Raw genomic sequence first — 20,916 nt, forward strand, 5'->3', positions numbered from 1 at the left:
GTCCCATGTTTCCGCGGAAACATGGGCCTGACCTTTTGTTACTACCGGACGGCTAGACCAGGTGCGGCTCGTGCGAGCTGAGGAACCGGCGTCCGCCGAGCACCACCGCGATGGCCACGGCCATGGCGACGGCGGCCGCGAAGAACGGCACCTGCGGGCCGAAGTGCTCGCCCAGCTGGGCGGCGGCGAACGGCGCCAGCGCGCCGCCCATCCAGCGCACGAAGTTGTAGCCGGCGGAGGCCACCGGACGCGGGGAGTCGGAGACGCCCATGGCCAGTTCGGTGTAAATCGTGTTGTTCACGCCCAGCAGGGCGCCGGAGACCACCACGAGGGTGACGACGGCGGGTACCGAGTGGCCCGCGGACAGGCCCAGGCCCACCAGGTCCAGCAGCAGCAGGGCCAGGGTGCCGGAGAGGACCCGGACGGCGCCAAAGCGGCGCTGCAGGGCGGGGGCCACGAAGACGGAGAACACGGCGACGGCGACGCCCCAGCCGAAGAAGACCGCGCCGATGCCGTAGGCGTCCATCCCGAGGATGAACGGGGTGAAGGCAAGGATGGTGAAGAAGCCGTAGTTGTAGAACAGTCCGCTGGCGGCGGTGGTGCGCAGGCCCTTGTGGCCCAGGGCCAGCAGCGGGTCGCGGAGCCGGACCTTGCGTTCGGGCAGCGGCGTCTTGGGCAGCAGGGCAATCAGGGCGATGAAGGCGGCGGCCATCAGCACGGCGGTGCCGAAGAACGGGGCGCGCCACTGCCAGCCGCCCAGCAGGGCGCCAAGCAGCGGGCCGAGCGAGATGCCCAGGCCGAGGGCGGCCTCATAGAGGATGATCGCAATGCCGGCGCCGCCGCTGGCCACGCCGACGATCACGGCGAGCGCGGTGGCCACGAAGAGGGCGTTGCCCAGGCCCCAGCCGGCGCGGAAGCCCACGAGCTCACCGACGGATCCGGAGAAGCCGGAGAGGGACGCGAAGACCACGATGATCGCCAGGCCGGTCAGCAGCGTGCGCTTGCCGCCGATCCGGGAGGAGACGAAGCCCGTGATGAGCATGGCGATGGCCGTGACCATGAAGTAGCTGGTGAACAGCAGCGAGACCTGGCTGGGGGTGGCCTCCAGGTTCTTGGCGATGGCCGGGAGGATGGGATCCACCAGGCCGATGCCCATGAAGGCAAAGACGGCCGCGAGGGCGGTGGCCCACACCGCCTTCGGCTGCTTGAGGAACGAGGCCTTTTCGGCTTCGAGGGTTGATGATGCTTCCGGCGCTGGGGCCTTGAGCTGGCCGTCCATGGAGGGCGCTCCTAGGGTCGTGGGTGTACGGGGTGGTCTGTGTGGCGCCGGGCGGGGCCGGCGCGGTGGCCGCGGGTCAGGGCTGGACGGATTCGTTGATCCGGCCGATCACCGGCATGGCGGCGGCGAGGGCCCGCCGGTCTTCCTCCGGGAGGCCGCCGAGGATCTGCGCCATGACGGCGTTGCGGCGGGCGTTCGCGGATTCGACGGCGGTGTGTCCCGCGGCGGTGAGCCGGACGCGGACGGCCCGGGAATCGGCGGGGTCCGCCTCCCGCAGGACCAGGCCCGCGCGCTCGAGCTTGATGATCTGCTCCGTGGCGCTGGGGACCTTGACGCCCTGGTTCTTGGCGATCTCGCCCACCCGGACGCCGCCGTCGGAGTCCGCCTCCAGCAGCATCTTGAGCGTGCTGATCTGGGCGGCGCTGAGCTCGCCGTCGGCGTCGAGGCGGCGCACCAGGTAGATGCTGTGCCGCAACGCCTCACGGAAGTCCTGGGCCAGGGCGAGCAGGTCCTCGCCGGGGGTCTCATTGTTCATACTTAGGAAGCCTAACAGTTAGGGTACCTAAGAGTCAAGGATGACGCCGGGACGACCCATAACGCACGCCCAGGGCTAAACCTGTACTTTGGAAGGGCTGATTTGTTACCGCCGTCACCCCTTCGGCGGACCATTCGAAGGATCGTTGATATGCCCGAACAGACCACCGCGGGGCAAAGAACTGCCTCCAGCCGGGACACCGAGCCCCACCTCGCCCGCTCGCTGAGCAACCGCCACATCCAGCTGCTCGCCATCGGCGGGGCCATCGGCACCGGGCTCTTCATGGGCTCCGGCAAGACCATCTCGGTGGCCGGCCCGTCCGTGATCTTTGTGTACATGATCATCGGCTTCATGCTCTTCTTCGTGATGCGCGCCATGGGCCAGCTCCTGCTCTCCAACCTGAACTACAAGTCCTTCAGCGACTTCGCCGGCGACCTGCTGGGCCCGTGGGCCGGCTTCTTCACCGGCTGGACCTACTGGTTCTGCTGGGTGGTCACCGGCGTCGCCGACGTGATCGCGATCGCCGGCTACGCCGAGGAGCTCTGGCCCGGCATCCAGCTCTGGGTCCCCGGCATCGCCACGATCGTCATCCTGCTGCTGCTGAACCTGCCCACGGTCAAGGCCTTCGGCGAGACCGAGTTCTGGTTCGCGCTGATCAAGATCGTGGCCATCGTCGCGCTGATCGTGGTGGGCCTGGTCATGATCTTCACCGGCTTCCAGTCCAACGCCGGCACCGCCTCCTTCAGTAACCTGTGGAGCCACGGCGGCTTCTTCCCCAAGGAGTTCATGGGCTTCGTGGCGGGCTTCCAGATCGCCGTCTTCGCCTTCGTCGGCATCGAGCTGGTGGGCACCGCCGCGGCCGAAACCAAGAACCCGGAGCACAATCTGCCCCGCGCCATCAACGCCATCCCGCTGCGCGTCATGCTGTTCTACGTCGGCGCCCTGATCATCCTGATGTCCGTCACCCCGTGGACCGGCTTCAAGGCCGGCCAGAGCCCCTTCATCGCGATGTTCTCCCTGGCCGGCCTCGGCATGGCCGCCACGGTGGTGAACCTGGTGGTCCTGACCTCCGCCATGTCCTCGGCCAACTCCGGCATCTACTCCACCTCCCGGATGGTCTACGGCCTGGCGAACGACGGCGACGCCCCCAAGGTCTTCGGCAGGCTCTCCAGCCGCAAAGTCCCGCAGAACGCCCTGTTCCTCTCCTGCGTGCTGCTGCTCGCCGGCGTCGTGCTGCTCTACGCGGGCAAGGACGTGGGCACCGCGTTCGACATGGTCACCACCGTCTCCGCCGTCTGCTTCATGTTCGTCTGGAGCATCATCCTGGCCAGCTACCTGGTCTTCCGGAAGCGCCGGCCGCAGCTGCACGACGCCTCCACCTTCAAGATGCCCGGCGGCATCCCGATGGTGTGGGTGGTGTTCGCGTTCTTCGCGTTCCTGGTCTGGGCGCTGACCACCCAGCCGGACACCCTGGTGGCCCTGCTGGTCACCCCGCTGTGGTTCGCCATCCTGGGCGTCGCGTTCGCCGTCGTCCGGCGGTCCCCGCTGCACCAGGCCCGGGTGGCCGAGTGGAAGTCCATGGCCGACGCCGAAACCGCCGCCGCCCGCCCCTGACGCTCCCGCAGGTCCTGTAGCAAAACGACGGGCCCTCCCTCACGTGATGTGAGGGAGGGCCCGTTGTTTGTTGGTGCAGCAGAACGCCGTCAGAGCCCGGCCTTGGCCTCCGTGACCAGGGCGCAGACGGCGGGGAACAACGGATGGGTCGGCTCCAGGCCGGTGATCCGGGCGGTGGCGTCCTCCGGGCTGGAGGACGCCAGGATCTGGCCCAGCTCCACGGCCTCGGCATCGGCCGGGTCGTTGAAGCGCAGCGCGGCGGCCATCGCCCCGAGGAGCGCCTCCGGGACGATGCCCCGCTCGGCCAGCTCGGCGGCCGGTCCGATGAAGCGCTCGTGCCGGCTGAGCTTGCGCAGCGGTGCCCGGCCCACCCGGTTCACGGTGTCCGGCAGGTACGGGTTGGTGAAGCGGCCCAGGATCTTCTGCACGTAGGCTTCCTGCTCGTCACGGTTGAAGCCGTGCTTGGCCACCAGCAGTTCCTTGGTCTCGTCCAGGACGGCCCGCACGTCCGCGGCCACGTCCTGGTCCGCCATGGCGTCCGAGATCTTCTCCAGCCCGGCGTCGAAGCCGAAGTACGCCGCGGAGGCGTGCCCGGTGTTGACGGTGAACAGCTTCCGCTCGATGTAGGGGCCCAGGTCGTCGACGAACGTGGCGCCCGGGATGACCGGCTGGTGGTCCCCGAACGGTGTCCGGTCGATGACCCACTCGTAGAAGGTCTCGACGGTGACGTCCAGGCCCTGGCCGGCCTCCTGGTTGGGCACGATCCGGTCCACGGCCGTGTTGGCGAACACCGCGGCTGCCGCCAGGTCGCCGGCGGCCGGATCCCACTGGGCGGTGATTTCGGATTTCAGGATGTCCGTCGCGTTGATGGCGTTCTCGCACGCCATCACCTGCAGCGGAGCCAGCCCCGCCGCGCGGGCCGCGATCCCCTTGGCGATCACGGGCGCCACGAACTTGAGGATGTGCGGCCCGACGGCGGTGGTGACGACGTCCGCCGTCGCGATCTCCGCGACGACGGCGTCCTCCTGGCTGCCGGAATTCAGCGCGCGGAAGTTGTCCACCGTGCGCACGGCCGGGGTCTCCCCCACCTCGTGCACCCGGTAGCCGTCCGCCGCGGCGAGCTCGGAGATCAGCGCGTCCGCGACATCCGCGAACACCACCTCATAGCCCGCCTCGTGCAGCAGCAGCCCGACAAACCCGCGGCCGATGTTCCCGGCTCCGAAATGAACAGCCTTCACTAGTCATTGACCTTTCCCAGCAGGTCCAGCACTTCGTCGACGGTGGTGGCCGCCTCCAGTTGTGCGACCTGCGCCTTGTTGGTGAACACCTTCGCGATCGAGGAGAGGATCTGCAGGTGCTCGTTGTTCACGCCGGCGACGCCGACGACGAACTTGACCTCTTTACCGTTCCAGTCGATGCCCTCCGGGTACCGGACCACGGACACCGCGGACTTCATGATGTGGTCCTTGGCGGCGTTGGTGCCGTGCGGGATGGCGAGGTAGCTGCCCATGTAGGTGGAGACAGATTCCTCGCGTTCGTGCATGGCGTCCAGGTAGCCGGAATCGACCGCGCCACGGTCCAGCAGGAGCCGGCCGGCCTCGTCGATCGCGCCGTCACGGGTGGTGGCGGAGCCTTGCAGGACCACGCTGTCGGCCACCAGGATGTCCGACGGTGCGGCCGTCCCGGTTTCCGCGGTGGCGGTTCCGGCAGGCGCGGCGGTTCCCGCGGCAGCGGCGCCGGAGGCGTCCGCCGGGGCGTTGCTGCTGCGGACCAGCTCCACGACCTCGTCATAGCGCGGCGAGTTCATGAAGTTGTCCACGGAGACGTGCACGGCGCTGGCGGTGACGGGCCTGGCCCGTTCGGTCAGGTCCTGGTGGGTGATGACGACGTCGTAGCTGTCGCTGAGGTTCGCGATGGCGGAGTTGGTGACCTTGACGTCCGGGTAGCCGGCCGCCTTGATCTTATTCCGCAGTACCGAGGCGCCCATCGCGGAGGAGCCCATGCCGGCGTCGCAGGCGAAGACGATGTTCTTCACCGGTCCGGCCAGCACGGCGACGCCGCCGGCACCCGCACCGGCGCCCGTGAGGGCGGAGGAGACGGAGCTCTTCTTGCCCTTCATGGCTTCCATCCGGCTGGTGGCGGCGCCGAGTTCGTCGCCCTCGACGTCCTTGCTGGACTTGAGGATGACGGACGCGATCAGGAAGGACACCGTGGCCGCCAGCACCACGGAGAGTCCCACGCCCAGCAGGCTGTCCGCCGGGGTGGCGGCGAAGACGGCGATGATGCTGCCCGGCGCGGCCGGCGAGCGCAGGCCGGCGCCGGTGAGGACCAGGGTGAAGATGCCGGTCATGCCGCCGCCGATCGCGGCGAGGATGATGATCGGCTTCATCAGCACGTAGGGGAAGTAGATCTCGTGGATGCCGCCGACGAACTGGATCAGCGCGGCGCCGGGGGCCGAGGCCTTGGCCATTCCCTTGCCGAAGAGCATGTAGGCGAGCAGGATGCCGACGCCGGGGCCGGGGTTGGCCTCGAGCAGGAACAGGATGGACTTGCCCTGGGCGAGGGCCTGTTCGGTGCCCAGCGGGGTGAGGATGCCGTGGTTGACGGCGTTGTTCAGGAACAGCACCTTGGCGGGTTCGATGAAGATGCTGGTGAAGGGCAGCAGGCCGTTGTTGACCAGGAATTCGACGACGGCGCTGGCGCCGTTGCTGAAGGCCTTGACCACCGGGCCGATGACCAGCATGCCGAAGATGGCCATGATGGCGGCGACGATGCCGGCGGTGAAGTTGTCGATCAGCATCTCGAAGCCGGGCTTGACCTTGTTCTCCCAGAGGCTCTCGAGCTTCTTCATGATCCAGGCCGTGAGCGGGCCCATGATCATGGCGCCGATGAACATCGGGATGTCCGTGCCGACGATCACGCCCATGGTCGCCGCCGCGCCGACGACGCCGCCGCGGACGCCGTAGACCATCCGGCCGCCGGTGTAGCCGATCAGCAGCGGCAGCAGGTAGGTGATCATGGGGCCGACCAGCTTGGCCAGTTCGGTATTGGGGGTAAAGCCCGCCGGGATGAAGAAGGCGGTGATGATGCCCCAGGCGATGAAGGCGCCGATGTTCGGCATGATCATGCCCGAGAGGAAGGTGCCAAATTTCTGGACGCCGACCCGCACGCTGCTACGGGGTTTCGCAACTGTCTCTGTTGCCATGTGATTTCCTAACCGTGTTTTCCTGCTGCACCGCAGGAGTGTCCGATATTTCGACGAGCTAGCTGGTGGAACTGATGGAGATCCGGTGGAGCCATTCGAGGAAGAGCTTGAGTTCAGAGCTGGAGAGCTGGTCCGAGTGCGAGGACTGCAGGGCCGCGTTCAAGGCGATCGCGGCCACCACCACCGGCGACTTGCCGGGGTCTTCCGGGTCGGCCTCGCGGGCCAGATCGGTGGAGACGGCGAAGATCATGGCGTCCCGGGTCATGGCCGAGAGCTCCAGGTTCCGTTCGGGGGCCTTCTCCGTGATGAGCATCAGGGTGACGCCCACGTTTGCGGCCAGGATGCTGCGCGCCGCTTCCTTGGGCGGGACGGCCAGGTGGCCGGCCACGGCGGCCTTGTTCAGCATGCCTTCGAGCAGCGCCTCGGCGTCGGCGACGACGGCGGGGCGGCTTTCGGGGCGGATGTTACCGAACATGACCAGGTACAGCTCGGGCTGCTTCAGGCCGAACTGGACGTGCTTGTCCCACATCCGCCGGATGTTCTCCAGCGGACGTCCGGAGGGTTCGAAGTCCCGCTCCCCCGCCACGTACTCCTCGAAGCCGGCCGCTACGACGGCGTCGAACAGGCCTTCCTTGTCCCCGAAGTGGTGGTAGAGCGTGGGTGCCGTGACTCCGGCCAGCTGCGTGATCTGGCGGGTGGAGACGGCGGCGCCTCCGGATTTGGCCAGCAGTCCGGCGGCTGCGCGGAGCAGCCGGATTTTGGGCGGTAGCTGGCCATCGATACTCATAGCCGCTACCCTAGCACCTATAGCAACGCTATATGAAGTGCATCACAACACTTTTTCCATCGACTTTTTCAGGTGCTTCGGGTTCCGGGTTGACGTAGTGGACGGCCACGGGAAATCTAGGGTCTAGCGGCTCAGCAGCGGCATCTGAACCGTCTTACTGGCTCACGGCAGAGAATGAGGACTTTCAGTGCAGAACTTCCAAGGTGTAGGCGTCAGCCCCGGCCGGATCATCGGCACCATCCGTCAGATGCCAAAACCGGTCAGCGAGCCGCCCGCCGGAGAGCAGCTGCAAGCCGGCGTCTCCGTCGAGGATGCGACGGCAGCGCTGAAAGCCGCCGCGAAGGCCGTGCACGACCAGCTCAAGAACCGCGCCCAGACCGTCAGTGGTGACGGCAAGGCCGTGCTGGAGGCCACGGCCCTGATGGCCACGGACACCATGCTGCTGAAGACGGCCGGAAAGCTGATCGCCCGCGGCACCTCCAACCAGCGGGCCATCTGGGAGGCCGGCGCCTCCGTCTCGGAGATGCTGCACAACCTCGGCGGCTACATGGCCGAACGCGCCACCGACGTCCTGGACGTCCGCGCCCGGATCGTCGCCGAACTGCGAGGCGTGCCCGCCCCCGGTATTCCCAGCGCCGAGACTCCCTTCATCCTCATCGCCGAGGACCTCGCCCCGGCCGACACCGCCACCCTGGACCCGGAAAAGGTCCTGGCCCTGCTCACCGCCGGCGGCGGGCCGCAGTCGCACACCGCGATCATCGCCCGCTCGCTCGGCCTGCCCGCCGTCGTCGCGGCCGCGGGCGTCGATGCCCTGGCCGACGGCACCGAGGTCTACGTCGACGGCGCCGCCGGCACCATCACCGCCGAGCCCGGCGACGAACAGCGCCACGCGGCCGAACAGTGGGCAGCTACCGCGTCGCTGCTGGCCGACTTCGACGGCACCGGAACGACGGCGGACGGGCACCAGGTGCCGCTGCTGGCGAACGTCGGCGGCGGCAAGGACGCGGCGGCCGCCGCCCGGCTCAACGCCCAGGGCGTGGGCCTGTTCCGCACCGAGTTCTGCTTCCTCGAACGCGACAATGAGCCGAGCGTGGACGAGCAGGCGGCCGCCTACAAGGAGGTGTTCGACGCCTTCCCCGGCAAGAAGGTGGTGCTGCGCACCCTGGACGCCGGCGCTGATAAGCCGCTGCCGTTCCTGACCGACGCCACCGAACCCAACCCGGCGCTCGGCGTCCGCGGCTACCGCACCGATCTGACCACCCCCGGCGTCCTGGAGCGCCAGCTGCAGGCGATCGCCCGCGCCGCGGCCGAGTCCGACGCCGACGTCTGGGTGATGGCCCCGATGATCTCCACCGCCGAGGAGGCGGCCCGCTTCGCCACCATGTGCGCGGAGGCCGGCCTCAGGACCCCCGGCGTCATGGTCGAGGTCCCGTCCGCCGCCCTCACCGCCGAAGCGATCCTGCGCGAGGTCTCCTTCGCCAGCCTCGGCACCAACGACCTGACCCAGTACGCCATGGCCGCGGACCGGCAACTCGGCCCGCTGGCCGGCCTGAACACCCCGTGGCAGCCCGCCGTGCTCCGCCTGGTGGGACTGACCGTGGAGGGCTCAATCGCCGAGGGCCACGGCAAGTCTGTGGGCGTCTGCGGCGAGGCCGCCGCGGACCCGGCCCTGGCCGTGGTCCTCACCGGCCTGGGCGTAACCACCCTGTCCATGACCGCCCGCTCCATCGCCGCCGTGGCCGCGGTCCTGAAGACCGTGTCCCTGCCCGAGGCGCAGGAACTGGCGAAGCTGGCCCTCTCAGCCCCGAGCGCCACGGACGCGCGCGCCTGGGTCCGGGCCAAGCTTCCGGTCCTGGAGGAACTGGGCCTCTGAGCTGTGCCTATCAACCGGGCCTCTAAAGCAGCCGCCGCGGCGGGCCCGGGACGCTAGGATGCAGTCCATGACACTCATCGCGCCCCGGGTCACCGCCGCGCTCCCCGCCGAGGACGCCCAGGCCCTCCGCTACGCCCTCGACGGCAGCACCGACGTCACCGTTTTCGTCGACGGGACGGTCCACCGGCTGCCCGCCTCCGCCCGGGACGCCGTCGTGGATCTGCTGCAGCGCTTCAGCCGCGGCGAATCCGTCACGGTCAGCAGCGTCGAGGAGATGCTGACCACCTCACGGGCGGCCGAACTGGCCGGGATCTCGCACACCTACCTGCGCAACATGACGGACCGCGGGGAGATCCCGGTCCAGTACCGCGGGACGCACCGGCGGATCCGACTAGCGGACATCATGGCGTGGCTGGAGACGCAGAAGAAGAGCGGGGCCGCGGCCGGGGAGCCCGCCGAATCCCCCGTTTCCGCCGAAGAATCCTGACGGCGTGATAAGGATCAAGCAACAATCCGGCCCCGGGGCGAAAGTGCGGCGGACCCCGGGGTTACGCTGGAATTGTGGGTAAGTTCAGAGGGTGGCACATCCTGGCCGGCATCGCCGCCATGGTGATCACCGGCATCCTCGGAAACCTGATGGGGCTGAACAACACCGCCTCCTTCATGGCCAGCTGCGTGGTCTTCGTCGCCGTCGCCCTCTGGACCGAAAGCCGGCTCACGCGCCGCCGGCGGGAAACCGCCCGGCAGGCCCCGCGCGACTCGGTGCACGATCGCCCGGAGCCGGACGAGCGGTAGATTCCCGCTGGGTCCCTGGCCGTTCGCACCCGGCCGCTAGATCCTTGGCCGCTCGGCCCAGCGCCGCGCCTTGAGCGCCGCGTGCAGTTCCAGCCGGACCAGGCCCTTGAGCGGGTCGACGCCCAACAGCTGCCGGATCCGTCCCAGCCGGTTGTAGATGCTGCTGCGGTGCAGGTGCAGCTTCGCCGCGACGTCCTGGACCGAGCCGTCGTTGTCGTAGAACAGCTCCAGCACCGGCAAGAGCTCCCCGTTCCGGTCATGGTCGGCCAGGGTGCGGAAGTGCACCGACCCCGCATCGGCCCACGCCCCGGCGCCGCCGCCCGCGGAGGCCAGCAGCTGATAGATCCCGGTGGCCCGGCAGTCCACCAGCTCCCCCAGCTGCGGATCGACGGCGGCCGCCTGCGCCGCCTGGCGCGACTGCTGGTACGCCTCCACGAGACCCCGGGGCCGGGAAAATCCCTCCGAGGTTCCCAGGATGATCCGCCGGACGGGCCGGCCGGAGCGCTTGGCCAGTTCGAGCTGATAGTGCACCAGCACCTGGGCGTGGTCCGCCCGGCCGGTGGACTCCTTGAACAGGATCACCGCGTGGGTCTCCGTTCCGGCGCTGAAGAGGGCCGCGTCCACGCCGATGGTGGCCTGCAGCGCGGCGGAGCGGTGGACCAGCATGGCGTCCGTGGGGTCCGATCCCTCGGCCCAGCCGTCGGCGTCGAGCACGGTGACCAGCTGCCAGGGCCCCCGGCCTTGGACTTCCTTCCAGCCCGCAACGGCGGCGACGGCGTTCGCCTCCCCGCGGCAGGCGGCCAGGAATTCCCGTTCCCGGCGGCGGCGGAATTCGGATTCGGCGGTGTTGGAGTCCAGCAGCAGTGCCGAGAGCTGCTCGAGGTCGCGGGCCACGTCCGGCAGCTGGGCCAGGACGGATCCGGCGGTGGGTTCTCCGGCGTCGAGCTGGACCCAGAGGTAGCCCACCCGGAAGCCGCGGACCAGCAGGGGTACGCAGACCCGGCCCAGCATGCCCAGCTCCTCGTTCGCCGGGACCACCACCGGCCGGACCGCGGTGGCGATGCCGTGCGAGAGCTGCCAGGCGCTGACGTCCACCGGCACGCGTTTGCTGAGCAGGAAGTTCACCCGGACCCGGTCCGCGGCGGACTGGTTGGAGGAGTAGGCGAGCAGGACGCCGTCGAGGTCCTCGAGGGACAATCCGCGCCCCAGCCGCATAGCCACGCGCTCCACGAGCTGCTCGACGTCCTGCTGCTGCATGGTGCCACAGTACTGCCCCGCCCGGGCCGCGGCGAAGCCGGACCACTCCGGACAGCAGGCGACACCTGCCGCCGGCACCCTCGACATCTGTCGAACCGAGCCGGATAACATCCGCGGAATGGCGGGGTTTTCGCGTCGGGCGGGCAGGACGTCCCTGTCGCCTGCCTCACAGCCGGTCCTATTCTGGAATCACGACTTCCCCCGTACACCCGGCCGGCCAGGCCGCCACTTTTGGAGCTTCACACATGATCATCGGTGTCCCCAAAGAGATCAAGAACAACGAATTCCGCGTCGCCATCACGGCGGCCGGCGTGCACGAATTCCGCCACCACGGCCACACCGTCCTGGTGGAGCGCGGCGCGGGCCTGGGCTCGGGCATCACGGACGAGGAATACGCCATCGCCGGCGCCGAGATCGTGGCCGAGGCCGACGACGTCTGGGCCCGCGCCGACATGGTGATGAAGGTCAAGGAGCCGGTCAAGGCCGAGTACCACCGCTTCCGCAAGGGCCTGATCCTCTTCACCTACCTGCACCTGGCCGCCGAGCCGGAACTGACCCAGGAACTGATCAACTCCGGCGTCACCGCGATCGCCTACGAGACCGTGCAGGAGGGCCGCGCGCTGCCGCTGCTGGCGCCCATGTCCGAGGTCGCCGGCCGCCTGTCGGTCCAGGTGGGCGCCACATCGCTGATGGCTCCGGCCGGCGGCAAGGGCGTGCTGCTCGGCGGCGTCCCAGGCGTCCGCCCGGCGAAGGTCGTGGTCCTGGGCGCCGGCGTGGCCGGCACCAACGCCGCCGCCATGGCCCTGGGCCTCGGCGCGGACGTCACCATCCTGGACATCAACATCAACCGGCTGCGTGAACTGGACGCCCAGTACCAGGGCCGCCTGAAGACCGTCGCGTCCAACGCCTACGAGATCGAAAAGTCCGTGGTGGACGCGGACCTGGTCATCGGTTCGGTGCTGATCCCGGGCGCCAAGGCCCCGAAGCTGGTCACCAACGAGCTGGTCTCCCGGATGAAGCCGGGCTCGGTCCTGGTGGACATCGCCGTGGACCAGGGCGGCTGCTTCGAGGACACCCACCCCACCACGCACCAGGAACCCACGTACAAGGTCCACATCACGATCTTCTACTGCGTGGCCAACATGCCCGGCGCCGTGCCGAACACCTCCACCTACGCCCTGACCAACGTCACGCTGCGCTACGGCGTGGCGCTGGCCAACCTGGGCGTCAAGGCCGCGTTCGATCGGGACGCCGCCCTGGCCGCCGGACTGAACATCGCCGCCGGCAAGGTGGCGCACCGCTCCGTCTCCGAGGCGCACAACCTGCCCCTGGTCTCCGACTGGCACGAGCTCGTCTCGGCGTAACTGACGCCGGTCAGCCGTTTGAACGGCAGTCATCCAACGCGTGCTGCTCCTTCGTCGCTTTGACGCACGCTTTCTGGATGGCTGCCGTTCAAACGTTAAGGCCGCCATACCGCCACTTCCCGGGCCTGCTCGATCAGCTTGAGGACGTCGACGGCGTCTTCCGGATCAACGGGGAGGGGCAGTGCCGAGGAGGCGCCGCCGTCGTGGATCTTCTCCGCGAGCAGCCGGTAGAACTCCGGGTAGGCGCCGCGTTCGGTGGGCAGCCGGTCCAGGTGGCCGTCACGGCCCAGCAGGCCGGCCCACTCCGTGTCCTCGACCCCGTAGGACGCGCCCAGCGGGCTGCCGCCGGCCGCCAGGTAGGGTTCCTGCGGGTCCACGCCGTGTTTGGTGTAGCCGCCGCCGCTGCCCAGGATCCGGAACCGCGGCCCCTGCTGGGCGCAGAGCAGGTTCATCCAGAGGTGGCTTGTCACCCCGGAGTCGTGCCGCAGCGCCACGAAGGCGTCGTCGTCTGAGGCCCCGCCGGGCCGCCGCACGGCCAGCTCGGCATGGCTGAGCGTGGCGGGCCCGAAGAGCCGCAACGCCTGGTCCACCAGGTGGGTGCCCAGGTCGTAGAGCACCCCGCCGCCCTCGGCCGACGTCGCCGCCGCCTTCCACGGCTTACTGACCGCCGGGGACCAGCGCTCGAACCGGGACTCGAAGCGCGCCACTTGGCCCAGGCTGCCGGACGCCAGCAGACCGCGGACGGTCAGGAAGTCGCCGTCCCAGCGGCGGTTTTGGAACACGGTGAGCACCCGGCCCAGCCGCTCGGCCAGGCCGGTCAGCTCCCGGCCCTCGGCGCTGGTCACGGTGAACGGCTTGTCCACCACGACGTCGAGCCCGGCCTCCAGTGCGGCGCGGGCGAGCGGGTAGTGGGTGGCCGGCGGGGTGCCGAGCACCAGCAGGTCCAGGCCGTCCGCGTCCTCCAGGATGGCCTCCGGGGTGTCCACGAGCCGGGCCCCCGGGTAGCGTTCGGCGGCCGCGGCGCGCCGGCCCGGGTCCCCGGTGGCGATGACCTCCAGCGAGTAGGCGGGGTCCGCGGCGATCAGCGGGGCGTGGAAGACGCTGCCGGAGAGGCCGAACCCGGCGACGGCGGTGCGGAGGGGATGCGTGGGGGCTGCCATGGGTCCACGCTACCGGCCCCTTGCACACGGAGTGGCGCCCCCTCGGTTTCGGCTACAAAAAGGCGACGCTCCCCCACAACGTGAGGGAGCGCCGCCCGAATTCCCGCATAAGCTGCGGGAGCGTCGGAGGGGAGGTTACTTCTTTTCCCAGCCGATGGTGGTCCAGTCCGGAACCTGGGACAGGCTCTTGAACAGGGAGGGACCGTAGTTCGCCAGGCCCGTGCGGGCGAAGGAGATCTGCGGGCCGTTCATGACGACGCCCATGGAGAAGTACTTCGCCATGTGCTCCTTCTCGACCTCCATGGCCGCCTTGTTGCGCTCGGCGTTGTCGGCGATGGTGGAGAGCTTCTTGATCTTCGCGTCGAGGTCGGCGTCGCCGAGCTCGTTCTCGTTGGTCTTGGAGTCGTAGAACTGCTTGACGGAGTCGGTCGCGTCGGCGCCGACGGTGTAACCGGAGACGCTCAGGAAGAAGTCGCGGCTGCCCAGGACCTTGCCGAAGTCGGCGGAGGCGCGCTGGTCGATGCCGACATCCATGCCGCCGGCCTGGAGCTGCTTCTGCAGGGTCTGGGCGAAGGCGAGCGTGGTGGGGTCGTCACCGAAGTTGCTGATCTTGAAGGCGGCGGGGACGCCGTCCTTTTCCATGATGCCCGCGGCGTTGGCCTTGTAGCCGGCGTCGGTCAGGACCTTCTTGGCGGCGTCGGGGCCGGTCTCGGTGACGGGGTAGTTGTCCTGGTAGTACTTCGAGAACGGCAGCAGCATCATCGAGCCGGAGCTTTCCTCTTCCCAGTTCAGCCCGTTGAAGCGGACCTTGCGGAGGGCCTCGCGGTCAACTGCGGTGAAGATCGCCTTGCGGATGGCGACGTCGGTCATCGGAGCCTTCTGGGCGTTGATGTTCAGGCCGCCGGCGAACAGGCGCTGGCCGCGCCGGATCTCGGAGTTCTTGGTGCCGTCGAGCTGCTTGTACGGCGTGATGGTGTTTGCGGACACACCATCGATTTCACCGTTCTTGAACGCAGCGATCGCGGCGCTGGACTCGAGCTGGCGGAAGACAACGCTTTCCAGCACCGGCTTGGCGCCCCACCACTTGTCGTTCGGGACCATGGTGACGGTCTTCGCGGCGGTGTCGTACTTGTCGACCTTGAACGGGCCGGCCATCCACTCGGGGTGCATGTCGCCGGTGAAGCCGGTGTTGAAGATCTCCGGGGTGTTGACGGCCGGGTGGATCAAGCCGGTGAAGAGCGAGTCCAGCGGGTAGACCGGCTGGGTGGTGGTGACAACGACTTCCTTGTCGTTGGCGCCGGCCTTGACCGAGTCGACGAATTCGTAGGCGCCGGACGAGACGATGTCGATGTCCTTGTTCTGCCCGTTGAGCATCTTCCAGGTGTTCTCGAAGGTCTTCACGTCGATCGGGGTGCCGTCGTTGAACGTGGCCTTCGGGTTCACCTTGATGGTGATGGTCTGCTTGCCGTCCTTGACGTCGCTCTTGACGTCCTCGCAGAAGTTCTTGTTCGGCGAGGCGGTGCCGTCGAAGTCGAAGTTCCAGCAGCCCCAGGTGCCGGCCTCGTCGATCGGGCGGTGCAGGGCTGTGTTGTCCGCGCTGTTGCCGGTGTTGGAGAAGCCGTTGAAGTCCGGGCCGATGTTGCCCAGCGGCAGGGTGAGCTTGCCGCCCTGCTGCAGGTCCTTCGGGTCCTTGGCGTTGATGCTGATGAGCTTGGACAGGTCGCTGCCCGAGTCCTGGCCCTTGGCGGCTTCCGGGCCCTTCGACCCGCCCCCGCCACCGCCGCAGGCGGTCAGCGCGAGAGCTGCCACGACGGCGGTGACGCCGCCGATCTTGGTGAGATTCTTCATTTTTCCCCTCATTTTTATCTGTTGCACTGCTGCGCCTGACGGGTAGGTCAGGTGGTTTCGTGGACTACGAGCATGTCCGCGTCCAGGTCGCCGTCCGGGTAGAAGCAGGCGAATTGCTGGTCTGTGGGGGCCGACGGCGGACCGCCGGCCGGGCGGCCGGGGGCCGCCCCGGGATGTGCTGCGTTTTCGAGCACGGGCTCGATGGTCAGGCACTTCTCCTGCTTGGCGGGAGGAAGCGCGGCGAAGACCGGGCAGCGGGTCGCGAAGTTGCAGCCCTGCGGCGCATCCAGCGGCGAGGGCAGGTCACCCTGCAGGATGATCCGTTCCCGGGTGCGTTCGAGCCGGGGGTCCGGCACCCGGATCGCGGAGAGCAGCGCCCGGGTGTAGGGGTGGCGGGGGCGGTCGAAGACCTCGTCGACGTCGCCGATTTCCACGATCTTGCCCAGGTACATGACGGCCACCCGGTTGGAGATGTGCCGCACCACGGACAGGTCGTGGGCCACCATCAGGTAGCTCAGGCCCAGTTCGGCGCGGAGCTGGTCCAGCAGGTTGATGACGCCGGCCTGGACCGAGACGTCCAGCGCGGAGACCGGCTCGTCCAGGACCACCAGTTTGGGATTGACCGCCAGCGCCCGGGCGATGCCGATGCGCTGCCGCTGGCCGCCGGAGAACTGGTTGGGGAAGCGGTTGACGTGGTCGGGCTGCAGGCCCACCAGTTCCATCAGCTCCATGATCCGTTTCCGGATCGCGGGCTTGGCCATGCCGGAGTTCTCCAGCGGTTCGGCCAGCACCTCGAAGACGGTGAAGCGCGGGTCCAGGGCGCCGGTGGGGTCCTGGAAGACCATCTGCAGTTCCCGGCGCATGGCGGCCTTGGTCTTCGCGTCCGAGGCGGCCTTGTTGCTCAGGCCGCCGATGGTGACCTCGCCGTCCTGGTCCCGGTGGAACTCCATGATCTCCAGGAGCGTGGTGGTCTTGCCGCAGCCGGACTCGCCCACGATCGAGAAGCACTCGCCCTCGCGGATGTCGAAGCTGAGGCCGTCCACGGCCTTGACCGTGCCGATCCGGCGCTTAATCAGGGAGCCCTTGAGCAGCGGGAAGTGCTTGCGCACGTCCGTCAGCTCCAGCACGGCCTTGCGGTCGGCGCGCGGGACGGCGTCGAACCGGGAGACCGGCACCGCGGGGGCGGAGAAGATCCGGTGCACGTCCACTCCGGCGCCCAGCTCTTCGCTCTTGATGCAGGCGGCGCGGTGCTCGAGCGTGCCGTCCCCGGCGCCGCCGACGGCCAGCAGCGCGGGCTCACCGTCGAGGCATTCCTCCGTTGCCAGCGGGCAGCGGGGCGCGAAGGAGCAGCCGGTGGGGGCGTTGATCAGGTTCGGCGGGATGCCCTCGATCGGCACCAGCGAGGTCTTCTCGGCGGTGTCCACGCGGGGCACGGCGCCCAGCAGGCCCATGGTGTAGGGCATCCGCGGGTTGTAGTAGATGTCGTCGACGCTGCCGGTTTCCACCGGCCGGCCCGCGTACATCACCATGATGTCGTCCGCCATGCCGGCCACGACGCCCAGGTCGTGGGTGATCATGACGACGGCGGCGCCGGTCTCTTCCTGCGCGGTGTGCAGCACCTCCAGCACCTGCGCCTGGATGGTGACGTCCAGCGCCGTCGTCGGCTCGTCCGCGATCAGCACCCGGGGGTTGTTGGCGATCGCGATGGCGATCATCACCCGCTGCCGCATGCCGCCGGAGAACTCGTGCGGGAAGGCCTTGAGGCGGTCCTTCGGGCTGGGGATGCCCACCATGGCGAGGAGTTCGACGGCGCGCGCCTCCTTGGCCTGCTTGCTCATCCCGGGGTTGTGCACGGTGAGCGCCTCGATGATCTGGGCGCCCACGGTGTACACCGGGGTCAGCGAGGACAGCGGGTCCTGGAAGACCATGGCCATCTCGTTGCCGCGGTGGCGGCACATGGCCTTGTCGCTCAGGCCCAGCAGCTCGGTGCCGTGCAGCCGGACCGAGCCGCTGATATCGGCGGTTTCCGGCAGCAGGCCCATGATGGCCATGGAGGTCACGGACTTGCCGGAGCCGGACTCGCCCACGATGCCGAGGGTCTTGCCGGGCATCAGGTCGAAGTCGATGCCGCGCACGGCGTGGACCACGCCGTTCTCGGTGTTGAAGCGGACGTTCAAGTCCCGGACGGAGAGGACGGCGCCCGCGGGCGCACTATCGGCGCTGTGCAGGCCGGCTGCGTGGAGGCGTTCGGCGGTATCGAGGCGTTCGGCGGTGCCGAGGCCGGTGGAGTCGCTGCTCATGCAGTGGCCTTCTTCCTTTTCTTGGCGCTGCCAATCGAGCTGGAGCTGGGGTCGAACGCGTCCCGGAGGCCGTCGTTCATCATTGCCAGGGACCCGGTGAGCAGGAACATCACGGTCAGCGGCACCCAGAACATCCACGGGAAAGTGGAGACCTGGGAGGTGGCCTGGCCGATCAACACGCCCAGGCTCACGTCCGGGACCTTGATGCCGATGCCGATGAAGGAGAAGGCGACCTCGGAGAGGATGGCGCCGGTGACGCCGCGGGTAATGTCGAGCACCAGCAGCGAGCCGATGTTCGGGACCAGGTGCCGCCAGACGATGCGCCGGGCGGGAACGCCCATGTACTGGGCGGCCTTGACGAAGTCCCGCTGCATCAGGGACATCGACAGGGAACGGATGAGGCGGGCGGTGCCCATCCAGCTGAAGACCAGCAGCACGATGATCAGCAGCAACCAGCTGGGCAGGCTCTTCTTCAGCCCGTCCCCGCCGCCGCTCGTGGCCACGGCCACCACCAGCAGCGCCGGCATCATGATCAGCGCTTCGAGGATGAAGAGCATGACCTTGTCGACCTTGCCGCCGAAGTAGGCCATGGTGCAGCCGTAGACGGCCGCGATAAGGACCGAGACCAGGCCCACCACCAGGCCGATAAGGATGGAGACCCGGGTCCCCTCGACGGTGAGCGCGTACAGGTCGATGCCGGCCTGCGAGGTGCCCAGCAGGTGCTCGGCGGAGGGCTCGGTGCCGATGTTGAACGGGTCGATGGTCTCCTTGTCCCAGCTGGAGAAGGCCCCGCCGAAGAAGGAGAGCAGGGTCAACAGGATGAAGATGACGAGGCCGGCGACGGCGGTCCTGTTGCGCAGGAAGCGGCGCAGGATGATCCGCGACTTGGCGATGACGACGTCGCCGTCTTCGATCTTGGCTTCCTCGGCGACCGCGGCCGGGTCGATGGCGTTGAGGTTGGTCATGGCTACTGCACCCGCACTCTCGGGTCGACAAGGGTGGTGGCGAAGTCGGCGAGGATCGCGCCGATCGCGAAGATCACGGAGCCGTAGGCCAGGGTGGCCGTCGCCGCGTTCACGTCCTGGAGGGCGATCGCGTCGATGCTCCACGAGCCCACGCCGTGCCAGGCGAAGATCTTCTCCGCGAAGAAGCCTCCGGCGAAGATCGCCGGGATGGTGAAGGCGATGCTCTGGGCCACCGGGATGAAGGAGACGCGCAGGGCGTGCCGGGTGATGGCCTGGTTGCGGGTCAGGCCCTTGGCGCGGGCGGTGCGGACGAAGTCGGCGTTGACGTTGTCCAGCAGGTACTGCCGCTGCGCGATCTGGTAGGCGCCCCAGCCCACGATCGTGATGGCGAAGGTGGGCACGGCGTAGTGGGCGAGCATGTCCAGGAACTGGACCCAGCCGTCGCCCTCCAGGCCGGGGGTGGAGATGCCGGTGACGAACAGGATCCGGTCACCCACGGTCTCGTTGATGTTGATGGCCCACAGCTGCACCAGGAAGTACGCGATCGGTGCGGGCACGATGTACACCAGGTAGCTGTAAGAGGTGATGGCGCGGTCGGAGAACTTGTACTGCCGGGCCGCGGTGTAGACACCGAGGGCCACGCCGATGATCAGGGTCAGGATGATCGAGGCGAGGAAGAGCCGGGTGGAGATCCAGACCCGGTCGCCGAACTCGGCGTTGATGTAGGCGCCATTGGGGCTGCGGCCCCAGTCCCAGCGGGTGACGATCCCGGTGAGCCAGTCCACGTAGCGTTCCCAGGGGCTCAGCGCGGGGTCCAGGCCCTTGAGCCGGAAGGAGTTGGCGACCTGCTCGGGGGTGGGGCGCGGGATGCGTTCCTGTTCCAGCAGCGCCGGCTGCAGGCTGGTGACCGCCAGGAAGTATCCGGCACTGGTGGTCAGGAAGATCATGACGACGTAGGTGACGGCCCGTTTGGCCAGGTAGCGGAGCATGCGGCTACGTCAGGCTGGCCGTCGGCTGCGCTGCGGTGGCGGGCACCGCCGGGCGGGGCAGGCGCGCCCGTCCTGGTGCCGGGTTAATGAGATCGTTCACAGCGCGAATCCTTCCGTAGTCCCCGCGTGACGGGGGGTCTCCGCCGTCGGTCCGGGATCAAGGCCAGCAGGTGCGTGGCCACCCGCAGGCCCTTCGGCCAGCCTCGTAAGGCAGTATGTTGCGGGTCACATTCCAGAGGAAACTACCACATAGAAATCGCGCCGCCGGGCGGGAAATGCGCCAATCCGGGACCGTCAATACCAGATCGTTATGAATAATTCCTTTGAATTGATTTGACTTGGCGGACGGCAGAAACAGGGCGTACTCTACGCGGTGCCTACCACCCGGACGGCAAGCTCCCGCCAGGACTCCGCCAACCGTTCCGGGGACACCTGGTGCACCCTGACGGCGTAGAGAATGCGCTCCGGTTCGAGCGTCACGCTGAGTGATCCGGCCATCAGCCAGGGGTCAGCCGTAAAGCCCGCCTCACGCAGCAGCATCTCCAGGTGGCGCTGCCAGAGGACGGCGGCCGGGACGTCGAACCGGTTGTAGGGGGATTCGTCCGCGGCCCGGGCGAGGTCGCCGAATTCCAGCACCCAGCGGATCCGGGCGGCACCCACGGCCACCAGCCGGTCCAGGGGCGGGGCGCCGGGGCCCAGGGGCGGCGGACCGAACATGAACCGGCCCTGGAACTCCGCCTCGGCGTCGCTGAGCAGGCTCACCATCAGCCCGGCGCGGCTGCCGAAGCGGCGGAACACCGTGCCCTTGCCCACGCCGGCCCGTGCGGCGAGGGAATCCATGGTGAGGGCCTCCGCGCCGCCCTCGGCGATCAGCTCCCGGGCGGCGGCGAGCAGGAGTTCGCGGTTGCGCGCGGCATCCCGGCGCTCGGACGGCCTGCCGGCGGC

Annotated in this window: 17 protein-coding genes; 5 read left to right on the forward strand and 12 right to left on the reverse strand. The window is 68.6% G+C overall.

What is annotated here, in order from left to right; genetic code table 11:
- Window positions 1–52: 52 nt before the first annotated feature.
- On the reverse strand, window positions 53–1,279 hold the full coding sequence (locus tag AB0305_RS18340; RefSeq protein WP_364138334.1) for an MFS transporter: 1,227 nt from the start codon (window positions 1,277–1,279) through the stop codon (window positions 53–55).
- A gap of 76 nt (window positions 1,280–1,355) precedes the next feature.
- Window positions 1,356–1,814: a MarR family transcriptional regulator gene (locus AB0305_RS18345; protein ID WP_364138331.1), complete on the reverse strand. Its 459-nt coding sequence runs from the start codon at window positions 1,812–1,814 to the stop codon at window positions 1,356–1,358.
- Between the two features lie 150 nt (window positions 1,815–1,964).
- Between AB0305_RS18345 and cycA the strand changes: the two genes are divergently transcribed.
- Window positions 1,965–3,428, forward strand: a complete 1,464-nt coding sequence (cycA, locus tag AB0305_RS18350; RefSeq protein WP_290257236.1) for a D-serine/D-alanine/glycine transporter — start codon at window positions 1,965–1,967, stop codon at window positions 3,426–3,428.
- 89 nt (window positions 3,429–3,517) lie between these two features.
- On the opposite strand, the gene AB0305_RS18355 is transcribed toward cycA, so the two are convergent.
- The 3 genes from AB0305_RS18355 to AB0305_RS18365 are packed head-to-tail and all read right to left on the reverse strand — an operon-like array spanning window position 3,518 to window position 7,420.
- Window positions 3,518–4,666 (reverse strand): mannitol-1-phosphate 5-dehydrogenase, encoded by a 1,149-nt coding sequence (locus AB0305_RS18355; RefSeq protein WP_364138328.1) that lies wholly within the window; start codon window positions 4,664–4,666, stop codon window positions 3,518–3,520.
- Window positions 4,666–6,633, reverse strand: a complete 1,968-nt coding sequence (locus AB0305_RS18360; protein WP_364138325.1) for a PTS mannitol transporter subunit IICBA — start codon at window positions 6,631–6,633, stop codon at window positions 4,666–4,668. Before AB0305_RS18360 ends, AB0305_RS18355 begins: the two co-directional genes overlap by 1 nt.
- A 58-nt stretch (window positions 6,634–6,691) precedes the next feature.
- The gene (locus AB0305_RS18365; protein ID WP_290257232.1) at window positions 6,692–7,420 is read right to left on the reverse strand and encodes a TetR/AcrR family transcriptional regulator; all 729 of its coding nucleotides are present in this window, start codon (window positions 7,418–7,420) and stop codon (window positions 6,692–6,694) included.
- Window positions 7,421–7,607: 187 nt separating this feature from the next.
- Here AB0305_RS18365 and ptsP point away from each other — a divergent pair, with 187 nt between their 5' ends.
- The 3 genes from ptsP to AB0305_RS18380 all read left to right on the forward strand — a co-directional run bounded on the left by ptsP (window position 7,608) and on the right by AB0305_RS18380 (window position 10,088).
- The gene (ptsP, locus tag AB0305_RS18370; RefSeq protein ID WP_364138322.1) at window positions 7,608–9,293 is read left to right on the forward strand and encodes a phosphoenolpyruvate--protein phosphotransferase; all 1,686 of its coding nucleotides are present in this window, start codon (window positions 7,608–7,610) and stop codon (window positions 9,291–9,293) included.
- Window positions 9,294–9,360: 67 nt separating this feature from the next.
- Window positions 9,361–9,780 carry a helix-turn-helix domain-containing protein gene (locus tag AB0305_RS18375; RefSeq protein WP_290257230.1) on the forward strand — a complete coding sequence of 140 codons (420 nt, stop codon included), beginning with the start codon at window positions 9,361–9,363 and terminating at the stop codon, window positions 9,778–9,780.
- A gap of 74 nt (window positions 9,781–9,854) precedes the next feature.
- Window positions 9,855–10,088 (forward strand): hypothetical protein, encoded by a 234-nt coding sequence (locus AB0305_RS18380; protein WP_290257229.1) that lies wholly within the window; start codon window positions 9,855–9,857, stop codon window positions 10,086–10,088.
- A 36-nt stretch (window positions 10,089–10,124) separates the two neighbouring features.
- On the opposite strand, the gene AB0305_RS18385 is transcribed toward AB0305_RS18380, so the two are convergent.
- On the reverse strand, window positions 10,125–11,345 hold the full coding sequence (locus AB0305_RS18385) for a helix-turn-helix domain-containing protein (RefSeq protein ID WP_290257228.1): 1,221 nt from the start codon (window positions 11,343–11,345) through the stop codon (window positions 10,125–10,127).
- Window positions 11,346–11,590: 245 nt separating this feature from the next.
- Here AB0305_RS18385 and ald point away from each other — a divergent pair, with 245 nt between their 5' ends.
- Complete coding sequence (ald, locus tag AB0305_RS18390) at window positions 11,591–12,709, forward strand: alanine dehydrogenase (protein ID WP_364138318.1); 1,119 nt, start codon at window positions 11,591–11,593, stop codon at window positions 12,707–12,709.
- A 95-nt stretch (window positions 12,710–12,804) separates the two neighbouring features.
- Here the strand turns inward: ald and AB0305_RS18395 are convergent, their stop codons facing one another.
- The 6 genes from AB0305_RS18395 to AB0305_RS18420 all read right to left on the reverse strand — a co-directional run.
- Window positions 12,805–13,869 carry a Gfo/Idh/MocA family oxidoreductase gene (locus AB0305_RS18395; protein WP_364138315.1) on the reverse strand — a complete coding sequence of 355 codons (1,065 nt, stop codon included), beginning with the start codon at window positions 13,867–13,869 and terminating at the stop codon, window positions 12,805–12,807.
- Window positions 13,870–14,004: 135 nt separating this feature from the next.
- Window positions 14,005–15,717: an ABC transporter family substrate-binding protein gene (locus tag AB0305_RS18400; RefSeq protein WP_364138312.1), complete on the reverse strand. Its 1,713-nt coding sequence runs from the start codon at window positions 15,715–15,717 to the stop codon at window positions 14,005–14,007.
- 47 nt (window positions 15,718–15,764) lie between these two features.
- Window positions 15,765–18,017: an ABC transporter ATP-binding protein gene (locus AB0305_RS18405; protein WP_364138309.1), complete on the reverse strand. Its 2,253-nt coding sequence runs from the start codon at window positions 18,015–18,017 to the stop codon at window positions 15,765–15,767.
- On the reverse strand, window positions 18,014–18,982 hold the full coding sequence (locus AB0305_RS18410; protein WP_364138306.1) for an ABC transporter permease: 969 nt from the start codon (window positions 18,980–18,982) through the stop codon (window positions 18,014–18,016). Before AB0305_RS18410 ends, AB0305_RS18405 begins: the two co-directional genes overlap by 4 nt.
- A gap of 2 nt (window positions 18,983–18,984) precedes the next feature.
- Entirely contained in the window at window positions 18,985–19,971 is a 987-nt protein-coding gene (locus AB0305_RS18415; RefSeq protein ID WP_364138303.1) for an ABC transporter permease, read from the reverse strand.
- A 366-nt stretch (window positions 19,972–20,337) separates the two neighbouring features.
- Window positions 20,338–20,916, reverse strand: a 579-nt coding sequence (locus AB0305_RS18420) for a helix-turn-helix domain-containing protein (protein WP_366173595.1), incomplete at its 5' end; no start/stop codon positions are given.

The organism is Arthrobacter sp. NPDC080086, assembly GCF_040702285.1.

Coding starts and splice junctions, on each gene's coding strand:
- AB0305_RS18340 (WP_364138334.1), bottom strand. CDS start 1,279: ATGGACGGCCAGCTCAAGGCCCCAGCGCCGGAAGCATCATCAACCCTC.
- AB0305_RS18345 (WP_364138331.1), bottom strand. CDS start 1,814: ATGAACAATGAGACCCCCGGCGAGGACCTGCTCGCCCTGGCCCAGGAC.
- cycA (WP_290257236.1), top strand. CDS start 1,965: ATGCCCGAACAGACCACCGCGGGGCAAAGAACTGCCTCCAGCCGGGAC.
- AB0305_RS18360 (WP_364138325.1), bottom strand. CDS start 6,633: ATGGCAACAGAGACAGTTGCGAAACCCCGTAGCAGCGTGCGGGTCGGC.
- AB0305_RS18365 (WP_290257232.1), bottom strand. CDS start 7,420: ATGAGTATCGATGGCCAGCTACCGCCCAAAATCCGGCTGCTCCGCGCA.
- AB0305_RS18375 (WP_290257230.1), top strand. CDS start 9,361: ATGACACTCATCGCGCCCCGGGTCACCGCCGCGCTCCCCGCCGAGGAC.
- AB0305_RS18385 (WP_290257228.1), bottom strand. CDS start 11,345: ATGCAGCAGCAGGACGTCGAGCAGCTCGTGGAGCGCGTGGCTATGCGG.
- ald (WP_364138318.1), top strand. CDS start 11,591: ATGATCATCGGTGTCCCCAAAGAGATCAAGAACAACGAATTCCGCGTC.
- AB0305_RS18395 (WP_364138315.1), bottom strand. CDS start 13,869: ATGGCAGCCCCCACGCATCCCCTCCGCACCGCCGTCGCCGGGTTCGGC.
- AB0305_RS18400 (WP_364138312.1), bottom strand. CDS start 15,717: ATGAAGAATCTCACCAAGATCGGCGGCGTCACCGCCGTCGTGGCAGCT.
- AB0305_RS18405 (WP_364138309.1), bottom strand. CDS start 18,017: ATGAGCAGCGACTCCACCGGCCTCGGCACCGCCGAACGCCTCGATACC.
- AB0305_RS18410 (WP_364138306.1), bottom strand. CDS start 18,982: ATGACCAACCTCAACGCCATCGACCCGGCCGCGGTCGCCGAGGAAGCC.
- AB0305_RS18415 (WP_364138303.1), bottom strand. CDS start 19,971: ATGCTCCGCTACCTGGCCAAACGGGCCGTCACCTACGTCGTCATGATC.